A 17,624-nucleotide genomic window follows, 5' to 3' on the forward strand; every position below is an offset into this window, starting at 1 on the left:
TTTGCATTAATTCGCTATTATTTTCACGAACATCCCTTCTTCTGCTTTTTTCTTTGCTACTTCGCCTAAACGCTTTATCGTTTCCGAAAGATTAGATGCTTTGATTAATTCGTCTCCAAATCGCACAGTTGGATCAATCATTCGTAACTTGTTTTTTCTATGTAAATCAAAATTATTCTTATCTTCTTTTACGATGACATTTGGATGTATCAGTTTTAGAATAGCTTGTAATTCTTCATCTGAACTTGTTCGTAAGTAATTCATAACGTTTGCATCTGTTTCTAAAAGGGTATCTAGAGTGATGATCTTTTTGTCTAAGGCTATTTTAAGTGCTTTTGTTAACGTATCATATCCGTAAATATTTAATGGATTCATAAAGAAATCAATGACTTCCTTATAATATGTATTCACAAACCATTCAGCTGATTCGATATTTTTAACGACCATTTGGTCATCTACTATTATACTATTCGCTAAAAATTGTTGAATCTCCTGTGTATTAATTTGACCATATTGATACATATCTCGAAGAGTGTAATCAACACGATCCGCACAAAGTTCAGGTATAGGGCGTTCGAGAATGCTCCATTTTGAATCATCAAAGAGTATTTGCTGATAATGATAACCGTATTTAGTCAATATATTGGGGATTTCAGATTTTGTAATGATTGAACGAAATATTTTTTCGTGATAGTTTTCTTCCATATTCTCAAGAACAAAATCAATAACATGTGAAAATGCGGTATGTGATACATCATGTAGTAAACCTGCAATTTGTTCTTCAAGGGTACCACCCAATTTTTTGATTAAAAGCATGACCCCTATCGAGTGATCATATCTTGTCACATTCCATTTGTTATTAACTAAAAAACTTGCTCCTCCTTGATAAATCCCTTTTAGTCTTTGCACTGGACTACTCAAAATTAATTCTTCCAGAATACCGTCAATGTAAAAGGTTCCATATAGGTCATCTATAATCCTCATCACTTTCGCCACCTTATAAGCCTATTCTTTAATTGTATTAATCATTTAAAAATACCTTCAGAAGATTTCTTCTGTCCAAAAAATACACATAAAATTCATGAATATAAAGAAAAAAGTTAATGAATTCCATTTTATCGTCATATTATTTTATACAGAATGTATTACTTCCATTGTCCATTAAGCTTTTTATTTATTTTGAATGATCCGTTTTTCAGGTGTCGGTTGTATCATGATGTTCGACTGTGAGAAGAGACAATTCAATTAAAATGGGGGAATTTAGTTGGATAAACGGAAGTTTAACAAGTTTTCAATTGCCTGTTTTTTTGTAACAGTTATCACGTTTTTAAGTTGCTTAAAGTTGTGGCAACATACAAGCAATACAAGTAATCATTTTAGTGAAACAGGTTTTATTGGGTATATTTTATTTATCCTTGCTTTTAGTTCACCATTAGTAGGTCTCCTATTTGCATTTAAAGGAGAAAGAGAATTTTTGAAACCTGTATTAATAAGTGTAAATTTAGTTACTTTTTTAACATTATCATTGCCGATTGCTGTCATTGCTTTCCGTGATTATGTTTAACAAAACCTAATATTGAATTCGTTTATTATGTATAACACCTTCTTTTAATGAAGGTGTTATTATTTGTTAAATAATTTTTTCTCTATTTTGCAACTCTTTATTAGGATCTGGTGAAATATCCATTGTTTTGCGACTTTTACGAATAACCCATTCAATTAAAAGTAGATTAATCGTCCAACTTAACCATGCAGACAAGCAATATGCTACTTCAAACTGACCCGTTAACTTTAAAAGGGGATATAAATAAATTCTTAAAGTAACGGCAGCAAATGTTAAAGCGTAACTTCGTAGCATCCATTTTCTATGTGTCACAGTGTCACCTTTTCTAATAGCTACTACTGCAACACAAGTAGTGTAAAGCCAAATCAAATCTAATGCAAAAAATGCTGTACTTGTTAACAATCCTCCCGTTGCAAAAAAGGATAAATACAAATTGACAATGCTACTGATTACTATAGAAATAACATATATTTTCCCAAGCATTTGATGTAATTTTCTAGTGTTTTCATTCTTTTGACTTCGAAAGATTTGAATGGGTCCAATTAGCAGTGCAAGACAGCCTGTTACGATATGCACATATAAAAAGTAAACCCATGGTGTTACATCAAAATTTGGACTCATTAGCTTTACTTGGACTAGCCCAGCCAATGATGGTTCGTAAAATCCATATTGAATTACCGTATAGGCACTCACTAACAATGAACCAATTAACACCAAAATAAATTTCATCTTTCTCATTTCCCATCCCCTATATTTTCCATGATTTTCTTTTTATTTTATAGGTTTAAAAAGCACTGTCTATATCAGAATAGCAGTGCCCTAAAAATAGTTTTCAATTTGAATTTTACTTCGCATTATTATGTTTTTATTCAAAACGATTCATCAATCTGTTGTTATTTGTGTAGTTCTTTTGTATCCTCAAGCCATTCCTCTTTTCGACCAAAGAATCCACATAAAAAAGCAAAAAGATGGAGAAGTAAAAATATATTTTCGTTAAAGTACCAATTATTTGTATAGTAATTGAAAGGCCCTTTCTGATAAATCACAGAGTTAGGATCGTTCCATTTTCCATGTAATGCTTTCAATGAGTTTTGTACAAGCTGATATTCTCCAGGGATACTAACAAGGAGAATAAGAGCTGTCACAAATAGCAATAACCATGGTCTATTGAAAGGTTTCACAGCAAAATACTTTCTCCCCACTGTCCAAGTAATAAACATACTTAGTAACAGAAATGGCACAAGAAGGAAAATTGGGATAAAGGCTACATTTCCTTGCTCAACACTTTTTGTTGGGTCTTGCGTAAAATAAAATTCAATCATGATAAATCCGAAAAACGAAATTGCCAAAGATATGTACCATGCTAAATTTCGCAATGTAATTCTCCTTTCAAAGACAAAAATCTCCAAATTTCGCAACTAGCATAGATTAAATTTGGCAATACTTGCTAAAATAGTTTATTTAGTATTTTGGGAATTCCTTCAATGATAGCATTCGGTGTTACACCATAATGAGAGAAATCCTTTGCTTGTAATTCTGCTGATCTTGCATGTAAATAAGTAGAACATACTAATGCTTGTTCAGGATTAGCCCCTTGACATAATAATGATAGAATCACACCAGTAAGTACATCTCCACTTCCACCCTTACCTAGCGCATCGTGCCCATAAGGATTCATCCATGTAATACCTTCTGGTGTTGCAACGATGGAACGATGCCCTTTTAATAGAACAAATGCATTATATTTTTCAGCAAATCGTTTTGCAATTTCTAATCGATCACTTTCAACTTCTTTTACAGTAACGTCGAGTAATGTTGCCATTTCTCCAGGGTGTGGTGTAATAATAACGGGTCCTTCATAATCTCTTACTAATTGCATTTGATTTCTTAAGAAGTACAGCCCATCTGCATCAATAATGAGTGGTTGACCATTCAATTGTTTAAACAATACTTGTACGATTGCTTCTGCTTCATCAAATCTTCCAATGCCTGGTCCGAATGCAATTGCTTTATATTTTGTAAGATTAATTTCTTTTATAGCATTTGAAGAAATATGGCCGTTTTGATCATCAAGCCCGATAAATAAAGCTTCAGGAGCCTGAACAGCTGTAAGAGCATAATTACATTCTGGTATGGCAAGCGTAATCAGGCCAAGCCCTGTACGAAAAGCAGCTTTTGCAGAAAAAATAGGAGCCCCAACATAAGATTTCGATCCACCTATAACTAATCCATGACCAAATGTTCCTTTATGCCCATCTGATGGACGTTTAGGTAATTGTGCAAATACATCAGCATTTGAAATTAACTTTGGTAATGAAAGCTTTAATGATTTTACTAATGATGTAGGAACTGAAATATTTACTAAATTCCAATTCCCAATATAATTAGGTCCTTTTTGCAAAAAGAACCCTTTTTTCGGCATGACGAAAGTTACTGTTTGATCTGCTTTGATGGCAATTTCATCTACATATCCATTGTCAGCTTGGAGGCCAGATGGAATATCTACAGACAAAACAAATGCAGTCGACTGATTTACCATTTGAATGACTTTTCGATATGGTTCTCTTAAAGTACCATGAAAGCCTGTACCTAACATTGCATCAACAATAATTGTTGCGTGATTAATTTTCTGTTGAAGTTCATTTACGTTTTGTTCTGTCAGTTGAAAAAAAGGTAATTGCCGTTTTCGATAAACGTTTAAATGAACAAAAGCATCTCCTTGAATTTTGGATTCACTAACAAGAAGACAGAGCTCTACATTTAATCCATGATCACTCAATTTACGAGCAATAACAAATCCATCTCCACCGTTATTACCAGAACCAGCTAAAACTAGTATTTTCCCCTCAACATCTTCATAATGTTGCAATAATGTTGTAACTACTGCTGTACCTGCATTTTCCATTAATACTGTTCCTGGTAATCCTAAAGATTCCATCGTATATTGATCTAGTGCATTTAAATCCTTTTTCCCACCTATGTACATTTTCCCACTCCTTATTTATAGCCAGTTTTCCACTAATGTCACTCTTTTCTCTGTTGCGTTAAGTTCGACTTGTCGCCCAAACGGCATCGAATGAAGTGGATGTGTATGGCAAGTATCAAATTCCGCTAAAATTGGAATTTCTCGTCCATCTAATTGTTCTAATAATAGTTCGTATGGTTTTCTTCCTGTCCCCATATCATCATATTGTTCGTGTTTTCCTAATATAATGCCTGTTACTTTTTCCAAAATCCCATGTAATTTTAACATGGCAAAGTTTTTCTCCATTACTGCGGCTGATTTCGTAGTATCTTCTATTAATAGAAGATCTCCTTCTTCTATTATTGGAAAATACTCTGTTCCAATGGTGCCATACATCGTATTCACATTACCGCCTATTAGTTTACCTGTTACTTTTCCTTTTTTTACACAAATCCATTCGTTTTTATAGTACTTTTTTACTTCTGTTTTTTCTAACCAATTCACTTTATCATCAGACCATTGTTTGGGCATTGGTATCGTATAAGGTACGTGATTTTCCTCCATAAACATCCATTTAAAATACTTTATCGTATCTTCAACTAAAGGAGGAAATTCTCCTAAGGTTGAAGCAACGGATGGACCATAAAAAACTGGGATGCCTGTTTTTCTATATAAAGCAAGTAAAATAGCAGTAACATCCGATAAACCAACTATAATTTTTGGGTGTTGTTGAAATGCTTCATAATCGATATATGGTAAGATACTATTTGCATTTGTACCACCTATGGAAGGCATGATCATTTTCACTTCTGGATCTCGAAGTAAACTATTAAATTCTGCAGCACGTTCTTTTGGTGTTCCTGAGCGATAATAGTCTGCTTTACCTGTTAATATACCTTCTTTTACGATTAAACCCAGCGATTCAAGCACTTGTTTGCCTCTGACATAGCGAGCCTGTGCAGTGACAGAAGCAGGCTTAGACGGAGAAAAAACACCTACAACATCGCCTTTTTTTAATGGTTGAAACATACAACCCCTCATTTCAATAGCTTTTACATTTGTTACTATTATAGAGGAAATATTGGATTGTGCCAAAAATCTTTTGGTTTTAAAATTTCATCATGTAAAATACTACTATCTTAAATGTAACCCATTTAATCATTCAAATTTTATCTGGACACAGTGACAAATTATTTCATTTTTAAAGATACTACTTTTTCTAAACTATTCAATAAATGATATTGTCTAGGAATTTTTTTACTCTTAAACCAATTATAACTTCTTTCTAGACCCTCTTTTAATGAAATAGTGGGTGTAGATAAACCAAAATCTATTAATTTTTGAATATCCAATAAATAAGTAACATCTCTAAAAGGGAAGAATTCTCTGCTATTAATAGCTAATTGATCCATTTCAGTTTGCGTAATTGAAATTTCAGGAACTTCCTTATTCGTTACTAATTTAAAAGTTTGTATTAATTCTTTCCATGTGAAAATTTCTGAATTCGTAATGTTAAATGCTTCACCATTAGTGGCTTCTTTTACTATTGCTTCCATTGTAATATTTACTAAATCTTCAATATGTATATACTGTGCTTTTCCTTTACTTGTGTCTGGATAAGGAATTGGTAGTTGATCGATTAATCTTTGGAAAAAGTAGGTTTCCCTATATAAATTATTGCCTTCTCCATAAATATATGTTGGTCTGAAAATTAGTATTGGAAAATTCTTTAATCTATGCACTTCCATTAATTCTAACTCTATTTTTCTTTTATCAACACCATAAGTCCCCCAGTTTTTGTTAAAACCAATCTCACCATCTTCATTTACTACTGAATCAGAAGGCGTATATACTCCCCCTGTACTCATTAAGAAGTATCTTTGTAACTTTGTTCGATTCAAAACTTTTAAAATGGGCTTAATATCTTCAACTGTATAAGCAGAAATATCAAAAACATAATCATAAGCGCGACCTTCTAATTGAGTTGCTAAGGCATTTTCATCTTGCCGATTACATTTTAAATGGTTCCGATATCCTTTTACAGTAATTGGCTTGATCCCTCTAGTGACAATGTCAACCATATGCCCATCAGCAACTAACCTCTCTAAATAGGCTCTACCAACAAACTCACTTCCACCAAACAGTAAGACATCCATCTGTATAACCTCCTTAAGTTTTCTCTTCAAGAATTTCATGCTGCTAAAAACTGATACATACTTTGTTAATCACATATAATTGCTAAGCCAACCAATCAGCTGCATACTATTCAACACACTACAACATTTTATAAACTAATTTTTGCAAAAATTAGAATAAAAAACAACAAAGTTTCTCTATTTTAGGAGAAGCAATGTTGTTTTTTTACAAAACTTTAACGATAAAAAAATAAATCAACTATTCTTTTCAATTTTCTCTTTCAATCCGCTATCATCTAAATATGTTATATCTGCAATTTTACCTTCTTCGGGAAGTGTTGCAAGTCCTTTAATCTTATATTTTTTCTCGGGTCCTCCCACTTTTTTATATTTTACATTCACAACAAAATCATAGTTTTTTTGATCATCTTTATTTTTCTTAATAGAGATATTGTCTACTTTAATTTGAATATCTTTTGATTGTAAAGTGTAGGAAAAAGCTGAGCCTACAAAAAATTTTTCGAATCCATTATTCGTGAAATAAGGTTGATATAAGTCTTCTATATATTGGTATAATTCACTTCCGCTAGATGCCTTCAAGACTTTTTTTCCATTTATCTTTAAGATGTTATTTGGATTTTTTAGTATGTCATTATATTTTTGTTTTGGACTTGTAAATTCAGTCTTAAGTACATGTGCAATGGATTGAATACTCTTATTATCTCCATCCTCATTATATTCTACTTTTACTGTTGTCTCTTGTCCGGAGTGTACACTTTGTGAACAACCTACAGTTGAAAAAATCACAATCAAGAGAATCACATAACTTGTCAAATACCTAAACTTATTTTTCATATAATCTCACCCTTCTTTAATTGGATCATTACAAAATCTGTTTTTTTATTTGAAAGAATTTCCTACTTAAATTTTCTTTAATCAACAGTACCAATCAAACACTGATCGTTACGAGTCGAAGAAATTTCAATTGATAGTTAGTTTGAATTGTAATTGTCACCCCTTATTTTTAAATTTGATATCTGTCAGTGCATTTACTTGTCTATTAATTTTTGTTTTATACATCTTATTTGAATTTTTAAGACATTATCATTACAGAATTTTTAAAATTCGATATAATAATGAAATATAATTGTAACATTCCGCGTTTTTCGTTGTTCTATAGCGTTTTTAATATAGTTAGGAGTGACATGATGAGTTCCATTATTGTAGTACTTAAAGGGTTAGTTTTTAAAAATGGACGCTTACTAATCGTAAAAAGGGATCAAAATGACGAAGTTGGAGGAGGAACATGGGAACCCGTTGGAGGAAAATTGGAATTTGGAGAAGATTTTGAGTCTGCGTTAAAAAGAGAATTTCTTGAAGAAGTTGGATTAGATATCCATGTAAAATCACTGTTATTTGCGACTACCTTCTTCACCGATCAGAATAGACAGCTTGTTTTACTCACATTTCTTTGTGAACACATATCAAATTCCATTCAGTTGTCTTCTGAACATGAACAGTTTTTGTGGGCATCTATAGTAGAGGCTAAAGTGTTGTTACCTCCAAGCATTTTAGATGATTATAAAGAACATGGAATATTTCATTTGAAAGAATTCTATTGATTTTCTCTTCATAAATGTGCTCAAAATAAAAAAGTGCAATGTACAGGCTTCATTAAAAAAAGCAGCACAAGATTGCACTTTTATTCTACATACATAATAAGTGTACTTTATATAGTATATCCCCTGTTTTATAAAACTCTTTATAACCACTACTTTTTCTTTCCAATATACAATAAGTGCGATGAAATCCCAAGAATATAAGGATTAGTTGCTTGATCAATTATAAAACCGATTATTTTTTCAATTTCTTGTTGGCCTTTCTTTTTCCAGTAACTCCAGCTACTTTCGTTTAAAATAGTTCCTGCATTTGAACCGATTAATTGAATTGTTTCAAACCCCAGTTCTTCCATAAATGGATTAATATCTTCAATGTTAAAGTAATATGCTCCAGTAAAACGATGTTCTTCTTCATGATCAAAACAACCCGTTTTAGAAAATTGAATAATTGTTTCTAAGTTATCATTTGGTCTCCAATTATCTGGATTTATAAGTGAATTATATACATGTCTAATTCTCGGCATAAATGCTACAAATACAATACCATTCTTCTTTGTTACTCTATTTAATTCTTTAACAGCTTCAATTCGTTCTTTCTCTTCTTGTAAATGATACAGTGGACCTAACATGAAAGAAGCATCAAAACTTTCATCCTTCATCATCTTGAGTCTTCGAGCATCTGCTACGTAAAACCCATTAAAATGATTTTCAAGACCCATTTCTTTTACTTTACTCTTTGCAATTTCTACTAAACTCGTTGTTATATCAGTTAATGTTACATGATAACCTTCTTTTGCAAGTTCTATCGCGTATTTCCCTGGCCCAGCTCCGTTATCTAGTACATTACCTGATTTAGGCAAGTATTTCTTGATATAATGCCAATTTACTTGAAATTCAATTGGTTCTCTTTCAAGCCTTCCCCATTCATCAAATTGATTGTAATACTTAATAACTTTGTTCATAACTTTTCCCCTTTTTAGTTTTGTATCCAATTTCCACCAATAAGTTCTTTAAATTTATTTCTTTTTAAGTGATGTTTTATAGAAAAAAATAGAGGGTAAATCCCCCTCTACTTATTGTTTAATTACTTGAATGTCCCTTATTACCGCAAATCCATTTCTAACTTTGACTTCTGCTTTTAAATTACCTTTTTGAGATTGTTTTTCCAAAAGTGTCCCCGTATTATCTTCTACATAGTATCGTTCAATAGGAATATGGACATGCACATCTTTTGGTGACTGGTCGTTATCCCAATCTCCTTGGTTAATATAGGATGATAATTCACCTTTGATAAATACTTCAGAATTTGGCTTGTTTTCTGTTACTTTCGTGGCTTCATAGATATTTGTCTTATTATTTTTCTTTAAAGTAATATAGACCGTTTTGTCATGATCAAAGTTAAAATAGTTTTGATCTTTGCTTAATTGTTTCTTTAACCCTTTATCTAAAAGAGAAAGAGGTAAGGTTTCGATTTCAAACTCTAAATTCACATAATCTCCATAGACGATGTCTGATGGGTCTACAGGTGTAGTTTGTAAATAGATAGTTTCACCTGTTAAGACCGTTAAAAGTGGTTTCACTGTCATAGTCAGTAAAATGATTACAGGGAGTAAGAGAGAAATAAAGAATTGTTTATTTCTTGATAACTTGCTCATTCTTCTTTCCCCCTTTACGTGTTCGTTCAAACCAATAACCAAGAGCAATTAGGAGAATTCCCCCTATTATGAAAGCAATGGATTTACTCATAAATTGAAGTGACAAGTCAACATAGAATCTGAAAACATAGATCGAGATAATGCCTACCCCTAGTAAGTTGTTTTTCGCAACGAGCGTTAATGCATAGATACAGTACGCTACGCCGAAAACTAAACAAATGATTGCTGCGATAGATGAATCTGGTTGAAAAGGATAACTAGATTCCCATAAATATGGGAAAGTTAAAAGTAAACCTGAACTAACATGTATGATAGCACCCATAGTTTTGGAAGAGGGTTCATACTCTTTAAAAGGCAGGTAGAACAAAATCATACCTATAACGAACAAAATTGCTAAAAGTAAGACTGTGTTATTTAAAAAAACATAATAAGTGTAAATGGTAATAACAGCTATTAAAAAAGTTAAAGTGTTTGTTGTAAATAAGATAATAGATTGATCATAGTAATTGTGAGTTATATAAAATAGTAATGGAATAATCACTAGAAAAATAATTAAACCGAATACTATTTCCATTGTGTTGCTAATATTGGCGTCTTGTGAATATAAAGTAGTAATAGCTTGAATCAATACTGCAGTATTAATAATAAATAGAAGGCTTGATTTATTATAGAAACGATGTCCTATGAAGTATACTATCGGGATACTTATTAAGAAGATCCACGGAAACTTATTATCTCCAATAGGGATGAAGTAGAAATGAAATTGAATATATTGATAAACAAAGAATAAATTGACCCATTTCAATATGTACTGATATTCCTTTAACAAATAATGGCCAACTAGAAACAGTATTGGTATGACGATGATTGCAGCATATGGATATGGACTGTCGATTAAAATAAATTTCATTTCTACAAAAATATAAACTAGTGCTATACTGAATGCCTTTAGATACTCATCTCTCAAGTAATACGCTAGTGGAAGGATTCCAATCCCCCATGCTAGAAACATATCTGATGCATGAATACCTAAGTGAAATAACTGACCTATATAGAACAGTTCTGCCCCAAAAGCAAATACACCAATGTAGTATGCGGTTTTTGAAAGAGGAGGTTTTCTCACTTCTAACAACTTACCAACAATGAAAAAGATGATTAAGGTTGCTAGTAAGATGATATACTTCGTGGTACTTGTTAAATGTGACCAATTACTAGCGACAAATGTAAGGATTCCCAATCCAATGAGGATTGAACCAATTGTGAGTAGAACTTGAATGACATTAATCGTACTCTTTGCTTGGTTTTGAAGATGGTTTGGATAATCATACAAGTTCATCAAATCCTTGGCCTGACCTGGTTGCAGTTTTCCTTCTGACTCTAGATACTTTAACTCATCAGATAAAAAATTATAAAATGACCGTGGAATTATTCTTTTCAAGAGGTACACCTCCAATGATTATTTACAAATACAACCAATGATAACAGAGGTTGTAAATTCACTGAAATAGTTATGTACTAAGAAATACTTACGATGTTCTCTTTATATTTATCCTGTTCTTCTAGAAAAGGATAATGATTGCTCTTTTCAAATATTATAAATTGATTGTTCGGTATGAGTTGACTCATTTCTATTGAAAATTGGATTGGACATTGCACATCGTATCGGCCACACATAATTAGCGTATTTGTTGATATTTTTTCTAGCTGTCTTGTCACATCGTAAATACTTAGTTCTCTGTTAAAAAAATCTAATCGTTTTGATGATATCTTTTTTTGAATATGAGGAGTAAAGTATTCTTCATATTGATCAGGATTATATAATGATAATTTTATTCTTTCTTTGGTTAATATTTCTTTCTCATATTCAGAAATGGTCCCTATTTTTAAGTTAGAGAGTAATTCAATCATTCTTTTATTTTGGGGATGATTTGAATTGTAGATACAATCTTTCGAAGATAATGTGAATTCTCTTGCAGATGTACCTACAAGTATTAAAGAATTTAATGAGTTTGAGAAATGTATTCCATATAAAATTCCAATCATGCCTCCTGTTGAATGACCTGCAAAAATCCATTTTTCATACCCTAATTCTATTCTGATTTCTTCTAAATCCAACACAGCCTCAATCATACTCAGTTGATATGGTTCTGTTGCTTTTGCTGAATTACCTGTTTCTCGAAGATTAACAAGGATGACTTTGTGATGATCAGTAAATGTTTTTGCAAAATAATCCCCAGTCTCATTGAATTCCGAATAATTATGAGTTATACAAACAGGCGTGCCTTTTCCTGAAATGAATATTTCAAAAATACCCCTTTCAGTAGAAATGTTTTGTCTTATCCATTTCATTGAACATTCTCCTTCAATTTGTACTAATTCTATATTCAAATAAACTTATCTTTAGAATGATCGTTCTCTCTTTTCTACAAAAAGCAAAATAAATGTAGCTAATGGTCCTAACAATAAAGACAAGCAAAACCAATTAAATCCAGTTCTATTTTTTCCTTGAGCTATTCCAGCATTTATAAGTGCCAAAGTTCCCCAACCAATATAAAAATCTTCTTTCATTTTTACACCTCAATTTTAATAAAAATTACTTTTCTTTCGATTGAATAAATTTTTGTGTTAACACCCCCGAATTATAGATACTTACTACCATCACGATGAAAAATATAATTTGTACAAATTTATCACCATTAATAAACTTGATATTCGAAATGATAAAATAAATAAATGCTAAAGAAACAAGTAAAGATACTATTAGTTGCCATTTTAATGATTTAATCATAAAACTCTCCTATCATACCTATTATTTTTCAGACTTATATGGAATTTTTCTATTCGAATTTGATCAACGGCTATTTCTTTCAAACATGAATCAGATGAATTTCTATTTACTTAAATGTGAAGTGCTGTTAGTAAAGTGGATAATGCGTCCTTGTTTGTTGATTTCAACAAGATGTATTCCTGTATCTCCTGTGACAAACATACAATTGTGTACTACAGGCAATTGTAAAAAGCTCTCTATTATTTTTGAAATCGTCCCTCCATGAGAAACAATCGCAATTTGTTCGCATCCTTCACTTTGTTTTAAGATCGAAGAAAATACTTGTTCTGCACGCATACGAAATTCAATTTTCGATTCTCCATATATCCCTAATTTTTCATGTGGTAATAACTTTATTGGCATTTTAACGTTTTCATATGCTTTGCCAGCAAGATCTCCATTATCACGTTCTTTTAATTCATCTAGGTAATTGATAGAACAGTTTATTGTCTCACTTAAGATTTCTGCCGTTTTTTTGGCACGCTGCAATGTACTTGCCCAAATCTTATCAATTGTATATGCAGCTTTTACACGATTAGCCATCAACTGTGCCTGTTCGATTCCTTTTAAAGTTAATGGATAATCAGCTCTTCCTTCATGAACTTTTAATAGATCTGCTTCTGACTCACCATGTCGAATTAGTAAAATTTTCACTATGTCACCGTCTTTCTAAAAAGTTTATCGTTTTTACTAAGTGATTTTTGGTTTATATAAATTAAGCAAAACTTTTATTCCCATTAGAAAGTAAATTATCCATTTATTCTATAAAACTATAAATATTTATTTAATCATTCCGCCTGTATAATTTAGTATATAAACTTCCTGATTTTTTAAATGTATGGATTCTTTTCCTTTAAAGTTCTCTAGGTTTCCCTGATTCGAATTATTATAAATAAAATTTCTCTTTTTAAATTCATTTGGACCCCTAAATGGATTTTCTTTAGACACATTTCTCATTGCTTCTCTTAAAAATTCATAAATAAAACGTTCAGTATCCAAATCAGTATCATTTGTCAATCCACCGCTATATGCCATTCCCCAGATGGGTTTATCTTGATAGTAAACAGTTTCTTGTCCAACAAAGTATCGAACCCCAAAATATATATCTCTATATAAAAATTCACCTTCTTTATACTCTAATTGTTTTGATCTATTTAGCAGAGGTTCCTTGACGATACTATTCGTATCAAATGAAGCATATGTTGCTTTTTTTGCGTTGATTAAAAATCCCAAGAAATCTTTATATACTTTCATTTTAAATCCTCCATACACCTAGTTCTGATTAACTAATACGGTTTAATTTATCATGTATTGCTTGTAATAGTTGATTATTCTTTTTTGTATTTTCAACAAATTTAGCATAAACCAAATTACAAAAACAATTGGCGCTATGTAAATAATTAATATCAACAAAGATACGAAAAATCCGATTACCATATCAATTTTCACCTCTCATCAACCATTTAGAGTGTGGTTCGAACCTATAATATTCAGCTTTTATTCACAAACAACAATCCTACACAAACTAATACAAAACTAACAGCAAACAATAATACAAAGGTTAATTGTATCCGAATCAATTGGCTAAGGGCACTTTGATCTTTAATCTCTGCCACTCTTCTCGCAACTTTTAAATTGATTGGGATAAAAAATAAAGAAATTAGGATACCAACACTTAGCGATACACCGATTACCTGCACATACCATGGAGTATTTAATTCGAATAACCACATACTTACTATAAAAACAGGTATACCTAACCAATAACCAAAAGTAAAAAATAGTAAAACAATTGCAATAATAAGCAACATAAAGTTTGTTTTCAAGATCGATTTATATGCATTTGCGTATAACTTCATCATATCCACTTATTCCTGGTTTTTTTTAATAAGAACTTCTTTACGATTGCAATTGCTTTTTCATATGAATCCTTATTAAACTTACTGGAATAAGGATCAGCAAATCCGTGAGCACCTTTTAAAACATGTGAACCAACTTGCTTTTCTACTAATTTTTTTACAAGTCCTAGAATTTCAAATGATTTCTCAGATTCTGCATAAATACATAGCACCGGACATGCCGGCACTATTTCTAAATAATTGCGAATACGAGATCCATAAAAACAGACAACTCCATTCACTTTCTTTATCTCACTACATATCCAAGCAACTGTCGCTCCGATACTAAAACCCATAATATATATTTCTTCATAAATAGAACTCAATTCTTCTATTATTTTCTTAGTATCTGAAGCAGCTACTTCAAAAACAATTTTTTCTGTAAAATGCTGATAGGCTTGATGTTCACGTTCATAACTAAACGGTCTTTCCTTGTTGATAAGATTCGGACAAACTACATCGTATCCTAAATCACAAAAAAGATCGGCATAGTACTTCATATGATCATTAATTCCGTAAATTTCGTGTAATAATACGATAACTTTTTTTTGGTTATGTTCAATTTTATATATATTCATGCACTCCATTTGTAAATTTTAATGTTTACTTTACTATTCTAGATATTCATTTGCTAGTTCCACATTCTGATAGATTGCCATTCCAGTCTTCAGCTTTTTAAAGCCAAACTTCTTGTAAAATGTATCATTGCCAGTTGTCGCAATTAGCTGTATACACGAAACAGGATCCAATTGTTTAAGTAAATCTGTTAATGCAATTCTTGCAACACCTTTATTTTGAAAATCTTTATGTACGACAACATCATAGATTGTGGCATTGAATACCCCATCTGAAAGAGCTCTAGCAAACCCAATAATTTTTTCATCCTCCATCACAAATACTTTATGGGTACTTGCATCAAAAACCTTTTTAATGATTGCTTCATCATGTTTCATCCAACCTACAGATTGATAAATATTCTTTAAAAGGGGTAAATCCATGGGTTCTAATTTATACTTCAATCTAATCATTATTTCTAACCGCCTCTCAATAACCATTATTACTATATATTATCATTAATTTCCATAATTGTTGTAAAAAACTTCTGACTAATCGTAAGGATCATAGTTTCCTTGAAGTAAAAGGGAATACATAAGAGTAACTTAATTTTGTCTTTCTTTGTCGAATAGCTTTGTTTTTAATCTACTTTATTTTACATTAAAAATATAAGGGAGGAATAATATGAAAAAAATCACAAAAATTATTATAACTACACTTATCACAACCTCAATTATTTTTGGAATGCACAATACGACACCTGTATCTGCGGATTCTTTATCGTTGACACAAGATCAAAAAGAGTCTTATTACAAACAATATACTACTATCGTAAAGGAAGTAAATTTAGAGTATCCAGAAGTAGAATTAAAACTAGATCCATTCGAAAATTTTAAAGCTGAAGAATGGGTAAAACCTGAAGAATTTAAAAGAATAGTAATTGATATGGCAAATTTGAAATTTGTTCCAACGCCAAACAACAATAGTATTAGTGCCAATACAATTAAGAAAGTTACTACTACTATAAATGGTACTGCTGTTACTATCAGTATTAATGGTTCTTTTCAAACAATATTGAATGAGGCCGCTAGTAGACAAGCATTTGGTAACGTTCTTTCGCTATCGACTTCATCTGATAAGGGGATATGGATACAAACAGGATTTACCCCGTTTTTAATAGATTTGGGTAGAACATATTCTATCGATTTAGGAGGCACATTCACATACAATGGTGTTACTTTATCTAGAGGTATAAATATAGAATTCTACTGTAATCCAAATGGTGCGATTAACTAAATCTTACTCTCAATACTTCAGATATTAAAAAGGAAACATATGGAATAAATCTAAAAAACATCATTTTTTACGACAGGAGCTTTTCTATGAAAATTAACAATAAAGCATTTTCTTTATACGGTTTATCTTACACAATTCGTTCTGCGGAAGTTAAAGATGCTGAAATATTGTCTAAATTGAGATTAATGATTGACGGAGAGACTGAAAATCTAGATAGAGAAAAAGGTGAGGCATTCATCGATATTCCTGGATTTGAACAAATAATCAAAACAGATACGGATATGCCTAGAAACTTATTTTTGGTTTCTGTTGTACAAGGAAATATAGTTGGATTTTCAAGATGTGAAGGCACTTATTTACACAGATTTTCTCATAAAGTCGAATTTGGCGTATGCGTCTTAAAAGAATTTTGGGGATATGGAATTGGAAAGAACCTTTTAAAAGAAACCATTCAATGGGCTGACTCTAATGGTATAACGAAAATCACCTTAAACGTTTTGGAAACAAATGAAAAAGCTATAAACCTCTATAAAAAACTTGGTTTTGAAATAGAAGGTATATTAAAAAATGATAGGATTCTTTCTGATCATAACTATTATAATACTGTAATGATGGGGAGACTTATAGATTAGTTTTACTTTATGAGTCTCCCCAATACTTTTCCATCATGTCAATAGACCAATTCGGTTGAATAACTTCACCCTTTGGCAAAAATTCTTTCATTACTGGTTTTATATCAATAATTGGCGTACCATCAATAGCATCCAAACCTTTTACGAAGATTTGATTGTCCTTAACTTGTAAAAGCTCAACAATTGTTATACCTAATTTATTGGGTCTGTTCTTTCCCCTCTGCGCAAAGATACCAACTTCAGGAAATTTTTTATTATTTCGAGGATGCCTAGCTTCATATTGGATTTTATCATCAGAAACTTGATCGAAGTAGAATATGATTTCTATATGAGAAAATTCATCTAATCCCTTGATAGCTGTTGGACTAATACTTGCTTCAAGTTGAATAGTGGATATGATTGATCCCCAATCATCATCTTCAATGTTGATTCGAGAATTATGTACAAATGCTATTGGACTTATTGTAAATTGCATAAA

General features: G+C 31.4%; 23 protein-coding genes. 4 read left to right on the forward strand and 19 right to left on the reverse strand.

Annotated features, from left to right (window positions below):
- Positions 1 to 6 precede the first annotated feature (6 nt).
- Positions 7 to 984: an HD domain-containing protein gene (locus CEF14_RS05420; protein WP_102691915.1), complete on the reverse strand. Its 978-nt coding sequence runs from the start codon at positions 982 to 984 to the stop codon at positions 7 to 9.
- Positions 985 to 1,264: 280 nt separating this feature from the next.
- Here CEF14_RS05420 and CEF14_RS05425 point away from each other — a divergent pair, with 280 nt between their 5' ends.
- On the forward strand, positions 1,265 to 1,564 hold the full coding sequence (locus CEF14_RS05425; protein ID WP_102691916.1) for a hypothetical protein: 300 nt from the start codon (positions 1,265 to 1,267) through the stop codon (positions 1,562 to 1,564).
- A 66-nt stretch (positions 1,565 to 1,630) separates the two neighbouring features.
- On the opposite strand, the gene CEF14_RS05430 is transcribed toward CEF14_RS05425, so the two are convergent.
- From CEF14_RS05430 to CEF14_RS05455, 6 genes are all read right to left on the reverse strand, one after another.
- Positions 1,631 to 2,302, reverse strand: coding sequence for a DUF2306 domain-containing protein (locus tag CEF14_RS05430; RefSeq protein ID WP_102691917.1), 672 nt, complete (start codon positions 2,300 to 2,302; stop codon positions 1,631 to 1,633).
- A gap of 155 nt (positions 2,303 to 2,457) precedes the next feature.
- Entirely contained in the window at positions 2,458 to 2,940 is a 483-nt protein-coding gene (locus CEF14_RS05435) for a zinc metalloprotease (protein ID WP_102691918.1), read from the reverse strand.
- Between the two features lie 71 nt (positions 2,941 to 3,011).
- The gene (locus CEF14_RS05440) at positions 3,012 to 4,550 is read right to left on the reverse strand and encodes an NAD(P)H-hydrate dehydratase (RefSeq protein WP_102691919.1); all 1,539 of its coding nucleotides are present in this window, start codon (positions 4,548 to 4,550) and stop codon (positions 3,012 to 3,014) included.
- A 15-nt stretch (positions 4,551 to 4,565) separates the two neighbouring features.
- A complete protein-coding gene (locus CEF14_RS05445) occupies positions 4,566 to 5,558 on the reverse strand; it encodes a S66 family peptidase (RefSeq protein ID WP_102691920.1) in 993 nt (330 codons plus the stop codon).
- A gap of 161 nt (positions 5,559 to 5,719) precedes the next feature.
- Positions 5,720 to 6,685 (reverse strand): NAD-dependent epimerase/dehydratase family protein, encoded by a 966-nt coding sequence (locus CEF14_RS05450; protein WP_170061447.1) that lies wholly within the window; start codon positions 6,683 to 6,685, stop codon positions 5,720 to 5,722.
- Between the two features lie 234 nt (positions 6,686 to 6,919).
- Positions 6,920 to 7,519 (reverse strand): hypothetical protein, encoded by a 600-nt coding sequence (locus CEF14_RS05455; RefSeq protein WP_102691922.1) that lies wholly within the window; start codon positions 7,517 to 7,519, stop codon positions 6,920 to 6,922.
- Positions 7,520 to 7,872: 353 nt separating this feature from the next.
- Between CEF14_RS05455 and CEF14_RS05460 the strand changes: the two genes are divergently transcribed.
- The gene (locus CEF14_RS05460; protein ID WP_102691923.1) at positions 7,873 to 8,286 is read left to right on the forward strand and encodes an NUDIX hydrolase; all 414 of its coding nucleotides are present in this window, start codon (positions 7,873 to 7,875) and stop codon (positions 8,284 to 8,286) included.
- Positions 8,287 to 8,435: 149 nt separating this feature from the next.
- Here CEF14_RS05460 and CEF14_RS05465 read toward each other — a convergent pair whose 3' ends face one another.
- The 11 genes from CEF14_RS05465 to CEF14_RS05510 all read right to left on the reverse strand — a co-directional run bounded on the left by CEF14_RS05465 (position 8,436) and on the right by CEF14_RS05510 (position 15,691).
- Complete coding sequence (locus tag CEF14_RS05465) at positions 8,436 to 9,245, reverse strand: class I SAM-dependent methyltransferase (RefSeq protein ID WP_102691924.1); 810 nt, start codon at positions 9,243 to 9,245, stop codon at positions 8,436 to 8,438.
- Between the two features lie 111 nt (positions 9,246 to 9,356).
- Complete coding sequence (locus CEF14_RS05470; RefSeq protein WP_102691925.1) at positions 9,357 to 9,938, reverse strand: GDYXXLXY domain-containing protein; 582 nt, start codon at positions 9,936 to 9,938, stop codon at positions 9,357 to 9,359.
- Positions 9,916 to 11,376 carry a DUF2157 domain-containing protein gene (locus CEF14_RS05475; protein ID WP_102691926.1) on the reverse strand — a complete coding sequence of 487 codons (1,461 nt, stop codon included), beginning with the start codon at positions 11,374 to 11,376 and terminating at the stop codon, positions 9,916 to 9,918. The genes CEF14_RS05470 and CEF14_RS05475 overlap by 23 nt, the downstream gene beginning before the upstream one ends.
- A gap of 77 nt (positions 11,377 to 11,453) precedes the next feature.
- A complete protein-coding gene (locus CEF14_RS05480) occupies positions 11,454 to 12,287 on the reverse strand; it encodes an alpha/beta fold hydrolase (RefSeq protein WP_102691927.1) in 834 nt (277 codons plus the stop codon).
- Positions 12,288 to 12,338: 51 nt separating this feature from the next.
- Complete coding sequence (locus CEF14_RS18950) at positions 12,339 to 12,506, reverse strand: hypothetical protein (protein ID WP_170061448.1); 168 nt, start codon at positions 12,504 to 12,506, stop codon at positions 12,339 to 12,341.
- 25 nt (positions 12,507 to 12,531) lie between these two features.
- Positions 12,532 to 12,726 carry a hypothetical protein gene (locus CEF14_RS05485; protein WP_102691928.1) on the reverse strand — a complete coding sequence of 65 codons (195 nt, stop codon included), beginning with the start codon at positions 12,724 to 12,726 and terminating at the stop codon, positions 12,532 to 12,534.
- 102 nt (positions 12,727 to 12,828) lie between these two features.
- Positions 12,829 to 13,419, reverse strand: a complete 591-nt coding sequence (locus CEF14_RS05490) for a histidine phosphatase family protein (RefSeq protein WP_102691929.1) — start codon at positions 13,417 to 13,419, stop codon at positions 12,829 to 12,831.
- 126 nt (positions 13,420 to 13,545) lie between these two features.
- Positions 13,546 to 14,019 (reverse strand): DUF5680 domain-containing protein, encoded by a 474-nt coding sequence (locus CEF14_RS05495; protein ID WP_211284562.1) that lies wholly within the window; start codon positions 14,017 to 14,019, stop codon positions 13,546 to 13,548.
- 236 nt (positions 14,020 to 14,255) lie between these two features.
- Positions 14,256 to 14,627: a hypothetical protein gene (locus CEF14_RS05500; protein ID WP_102691930.1), complete on the reverse strand. Its 372-nt coding sequence runs from the start codon at positions 14,625 to 14,627 to the stop codon at positions 14,256 to 14,258.
- Positions 14,624 to 15,241 carry a dienelactone hydrolase family protein gene (locus tag CEF14_RS05505; protein WP_170061449.1) on the reverse strand — a complete coding sequence of 206 codons (618 nt, stop codon included), beginning with the start codon at positions 15,239 to 15,241 and terminating at the stop codon, positions 14,624 to 14,626. The genes CEF14_RS05500 and CEF14_RS05505 overlap by 4 nt, the downstream gene beginning before the upstream one ends.
- Before the next feature lie 33 nt (positions 15,242 to 15,274).
- Positions 15,275 to 15,691: a GNAT family N-acetyltransferase gene (locus CEF14_RS05510; RefSeq protein WP_102691932.1), complete on the reverse strand. Its 417-nt coding sequence runs from the start codon at positions 15,689 to 15,691 to the stop codon at positions 15,275 to 15,277.
- Between the two features lie 211 nt (positions 15,692 to 15,902).
- On the opposite strand from CEF14_RS05510, the gene CEF14_RS05515 reads away from it, so the two are divergent.
- Both CEF14_RS05515 and CEF14_RS05520 read left to right on the forward strand, forming a co-directional pair.
- On the forward strand, positions 15,903 to 16,514 hold the full coding sequence (locus CEF14_RS05515) for a hypothetical protein (protein ID WP_102691933.1): 612 nt from the start codon (positions 15,903 to 15,905) through the stop codon (positions 16,512 to 16,514).
- Between the two features lie 86 nt (positions 16,515 to 16,600).
- Positions 16,601 to 17,146, forward strand: coding sequence for a GNAT family N-acetyltransferase (locus CEF14_RS05520; protein ID WP_102691934.1), 546 nt, complete (start codon positions 16,601 to 16,603; stop codon positions 17,144 to 17,146).
- 7 nt (positions 17,147 to 17,153) lie between these two features.
- Here CEF14_RS05520 and CEF14_RS05525 read toward each other — a convergent pair whose 3' ends face one another.
- Positions 17,154 to 17,621: an SAM-dependent methyltransferase gene (locus CEF14_RS05525; RefSeq protein ID WP_102691935.1), complete on the reverse strand. Its 468-nt coding sequence runs from the start codon at positions 17,619 to 17,621 to the stop codon at positions 17,154 to 17,156.
- Between the last annotated feature and the right edge of the window lie 3 nt (positions 17,622 to 17,624).

The organism is Rummeliibacillus pycnus (assembly GCF_002884495.1).
Lineage (GTDB): Bacteria > Bacillota > Bacilli > Bacillales_A > Planococcaceae > Rummeliibacillus > Rummeliibacillus pycnus.

Bases quoted from the DNA above. Each gene is read 5' to 3' on its own strand.
- CEF14_RS05505 (WP_170061449.1), bottom strand. From the start codon at position 15,241: ATGAATATATATAAAATTGAACATAACCAAAAAAAAGTTATCGTATTA.
- CEF14_RS05450 (WP_170061447.1), bottom strand. From the start codon at position 6,685: ATGGATGTCTTACTGTTTGGTGGAAGTGAGTTTGTTGGTAGAGCCTAT.
- CEF14_RS05510 (WP_102691932.1), bottom strand. From the start codon at position 15,691: ATGATTAGATTGAAGTATAAATTAGAACCCATGGATTTACCCCTTTTA.
- CEF14_RS05420 (WP_102691915.1), bottom strand. From the start codon at position 984: ATGAGGATTATAGATGACCTATATGGAACCTTTTACATTGACGGTATT.
- CEF14_RS05525 (WP_102691935.1), bottom strand. From the start codon at position 17,621: ATGCAATTTACAATAAGTCCAATAGCATTTGTACATAATTCTCGAATC.
- CEF14_RS05480 (WP_102691927.1), bottom strand. From the start codon at position 12,287: ATGAAATGGATAAGACAAAACATTTCTACTGAAAGGGGTATTTTTGAA.
- CEF14_RS05485 (WP_102691928.1), bottom strand. From the start codon at position 12,726: ATGATTAAATCATTAAAATGGCAACTAATAGTATCTTTACTTGTTTCT.
- CEF14_RS18950 (WP_170061448.1), bottom strand. From the start codon at position 12,506: ATGAAAGAAGATTTTTATATTGGTTGGGGAACTTTGGCACTTATAAAT.
- CEF14_RS05495 (WP_211284562.1), bottom strand. From the start codon at position 14,019: ATGAAAGTATATAAAGATTTCTTGGGATTTTTAATCAACGCAAAAAAA.
- CEF14_RS05520 (WP_102691934.1), top strand. From the start codon at position 16,601: ATGAAAATTAACAATAAAGCATTTTCTTTATACGGTTTATCTTACACA.
- CEF14_RS05500 (WP_102691930.1), bottom strand. From the start codon at position 14,627: ATGATGAAGTTATACGCAAATGCATATAAATCGATCTTGAAAACAAAC.
- CEF14_RS05430 (WP_102691917.1), bottom strand. From the start codon at position 2,302: ATGAGAAAGATGAAATTTATTTTGGTGTTAATTGGTTCATTGTTAGTG.
- CEF14_RS05455 (WP_102691922.1), bottom strand. From the start codon at position 7,519: ATGAAAAATAAGTTTAGGTATTTGACAAGTTATGTGATTCTCTTGATT.
- CEF14_RS05470 (WP_102691925.1), bottom strand. From the start codon at position 9,938: ATGAGCAAGTTATCAAGAAATAAACAATTCTTTATTTCTCTCTTACTC.
- CEF14_RS05515 (WP_102691933.1), top strand. From the start codon at position 15,903: ATGAAAAAAATCACAAAAATTATTATAACTACACTTATCACAACCTCA.
- CEF14_RS05460 (WP_102691923.1), top strand. From the start codon at position 7,873: ATGAGTTCCATTATTGTAGTACTTAAAGGGTTAGTTTTTAAAAATGGA.
- CEF14_RS05440 (WP_102691919.1), bottom strand. From the start codon at position 4,550: ATGTACATAGGTGGGAAAAAGGATTTAAATGCACTAGATCAATATACG.
- CEF14_RS05445 (WP_102691920.1), bottom strand. From the start codon at position 5,558: ATGTTTCAACCATTAAAAAAAGGCGATGTTGTAGGTGTTTTTTCTCCG.
- CEF14_RS05465 (WP_102691924.1), bottom strand. From the start codon at position 9,245: ATGAACAAAGTTATTAAGTATTACAATCAATTTGATGAATGGGGAAGG.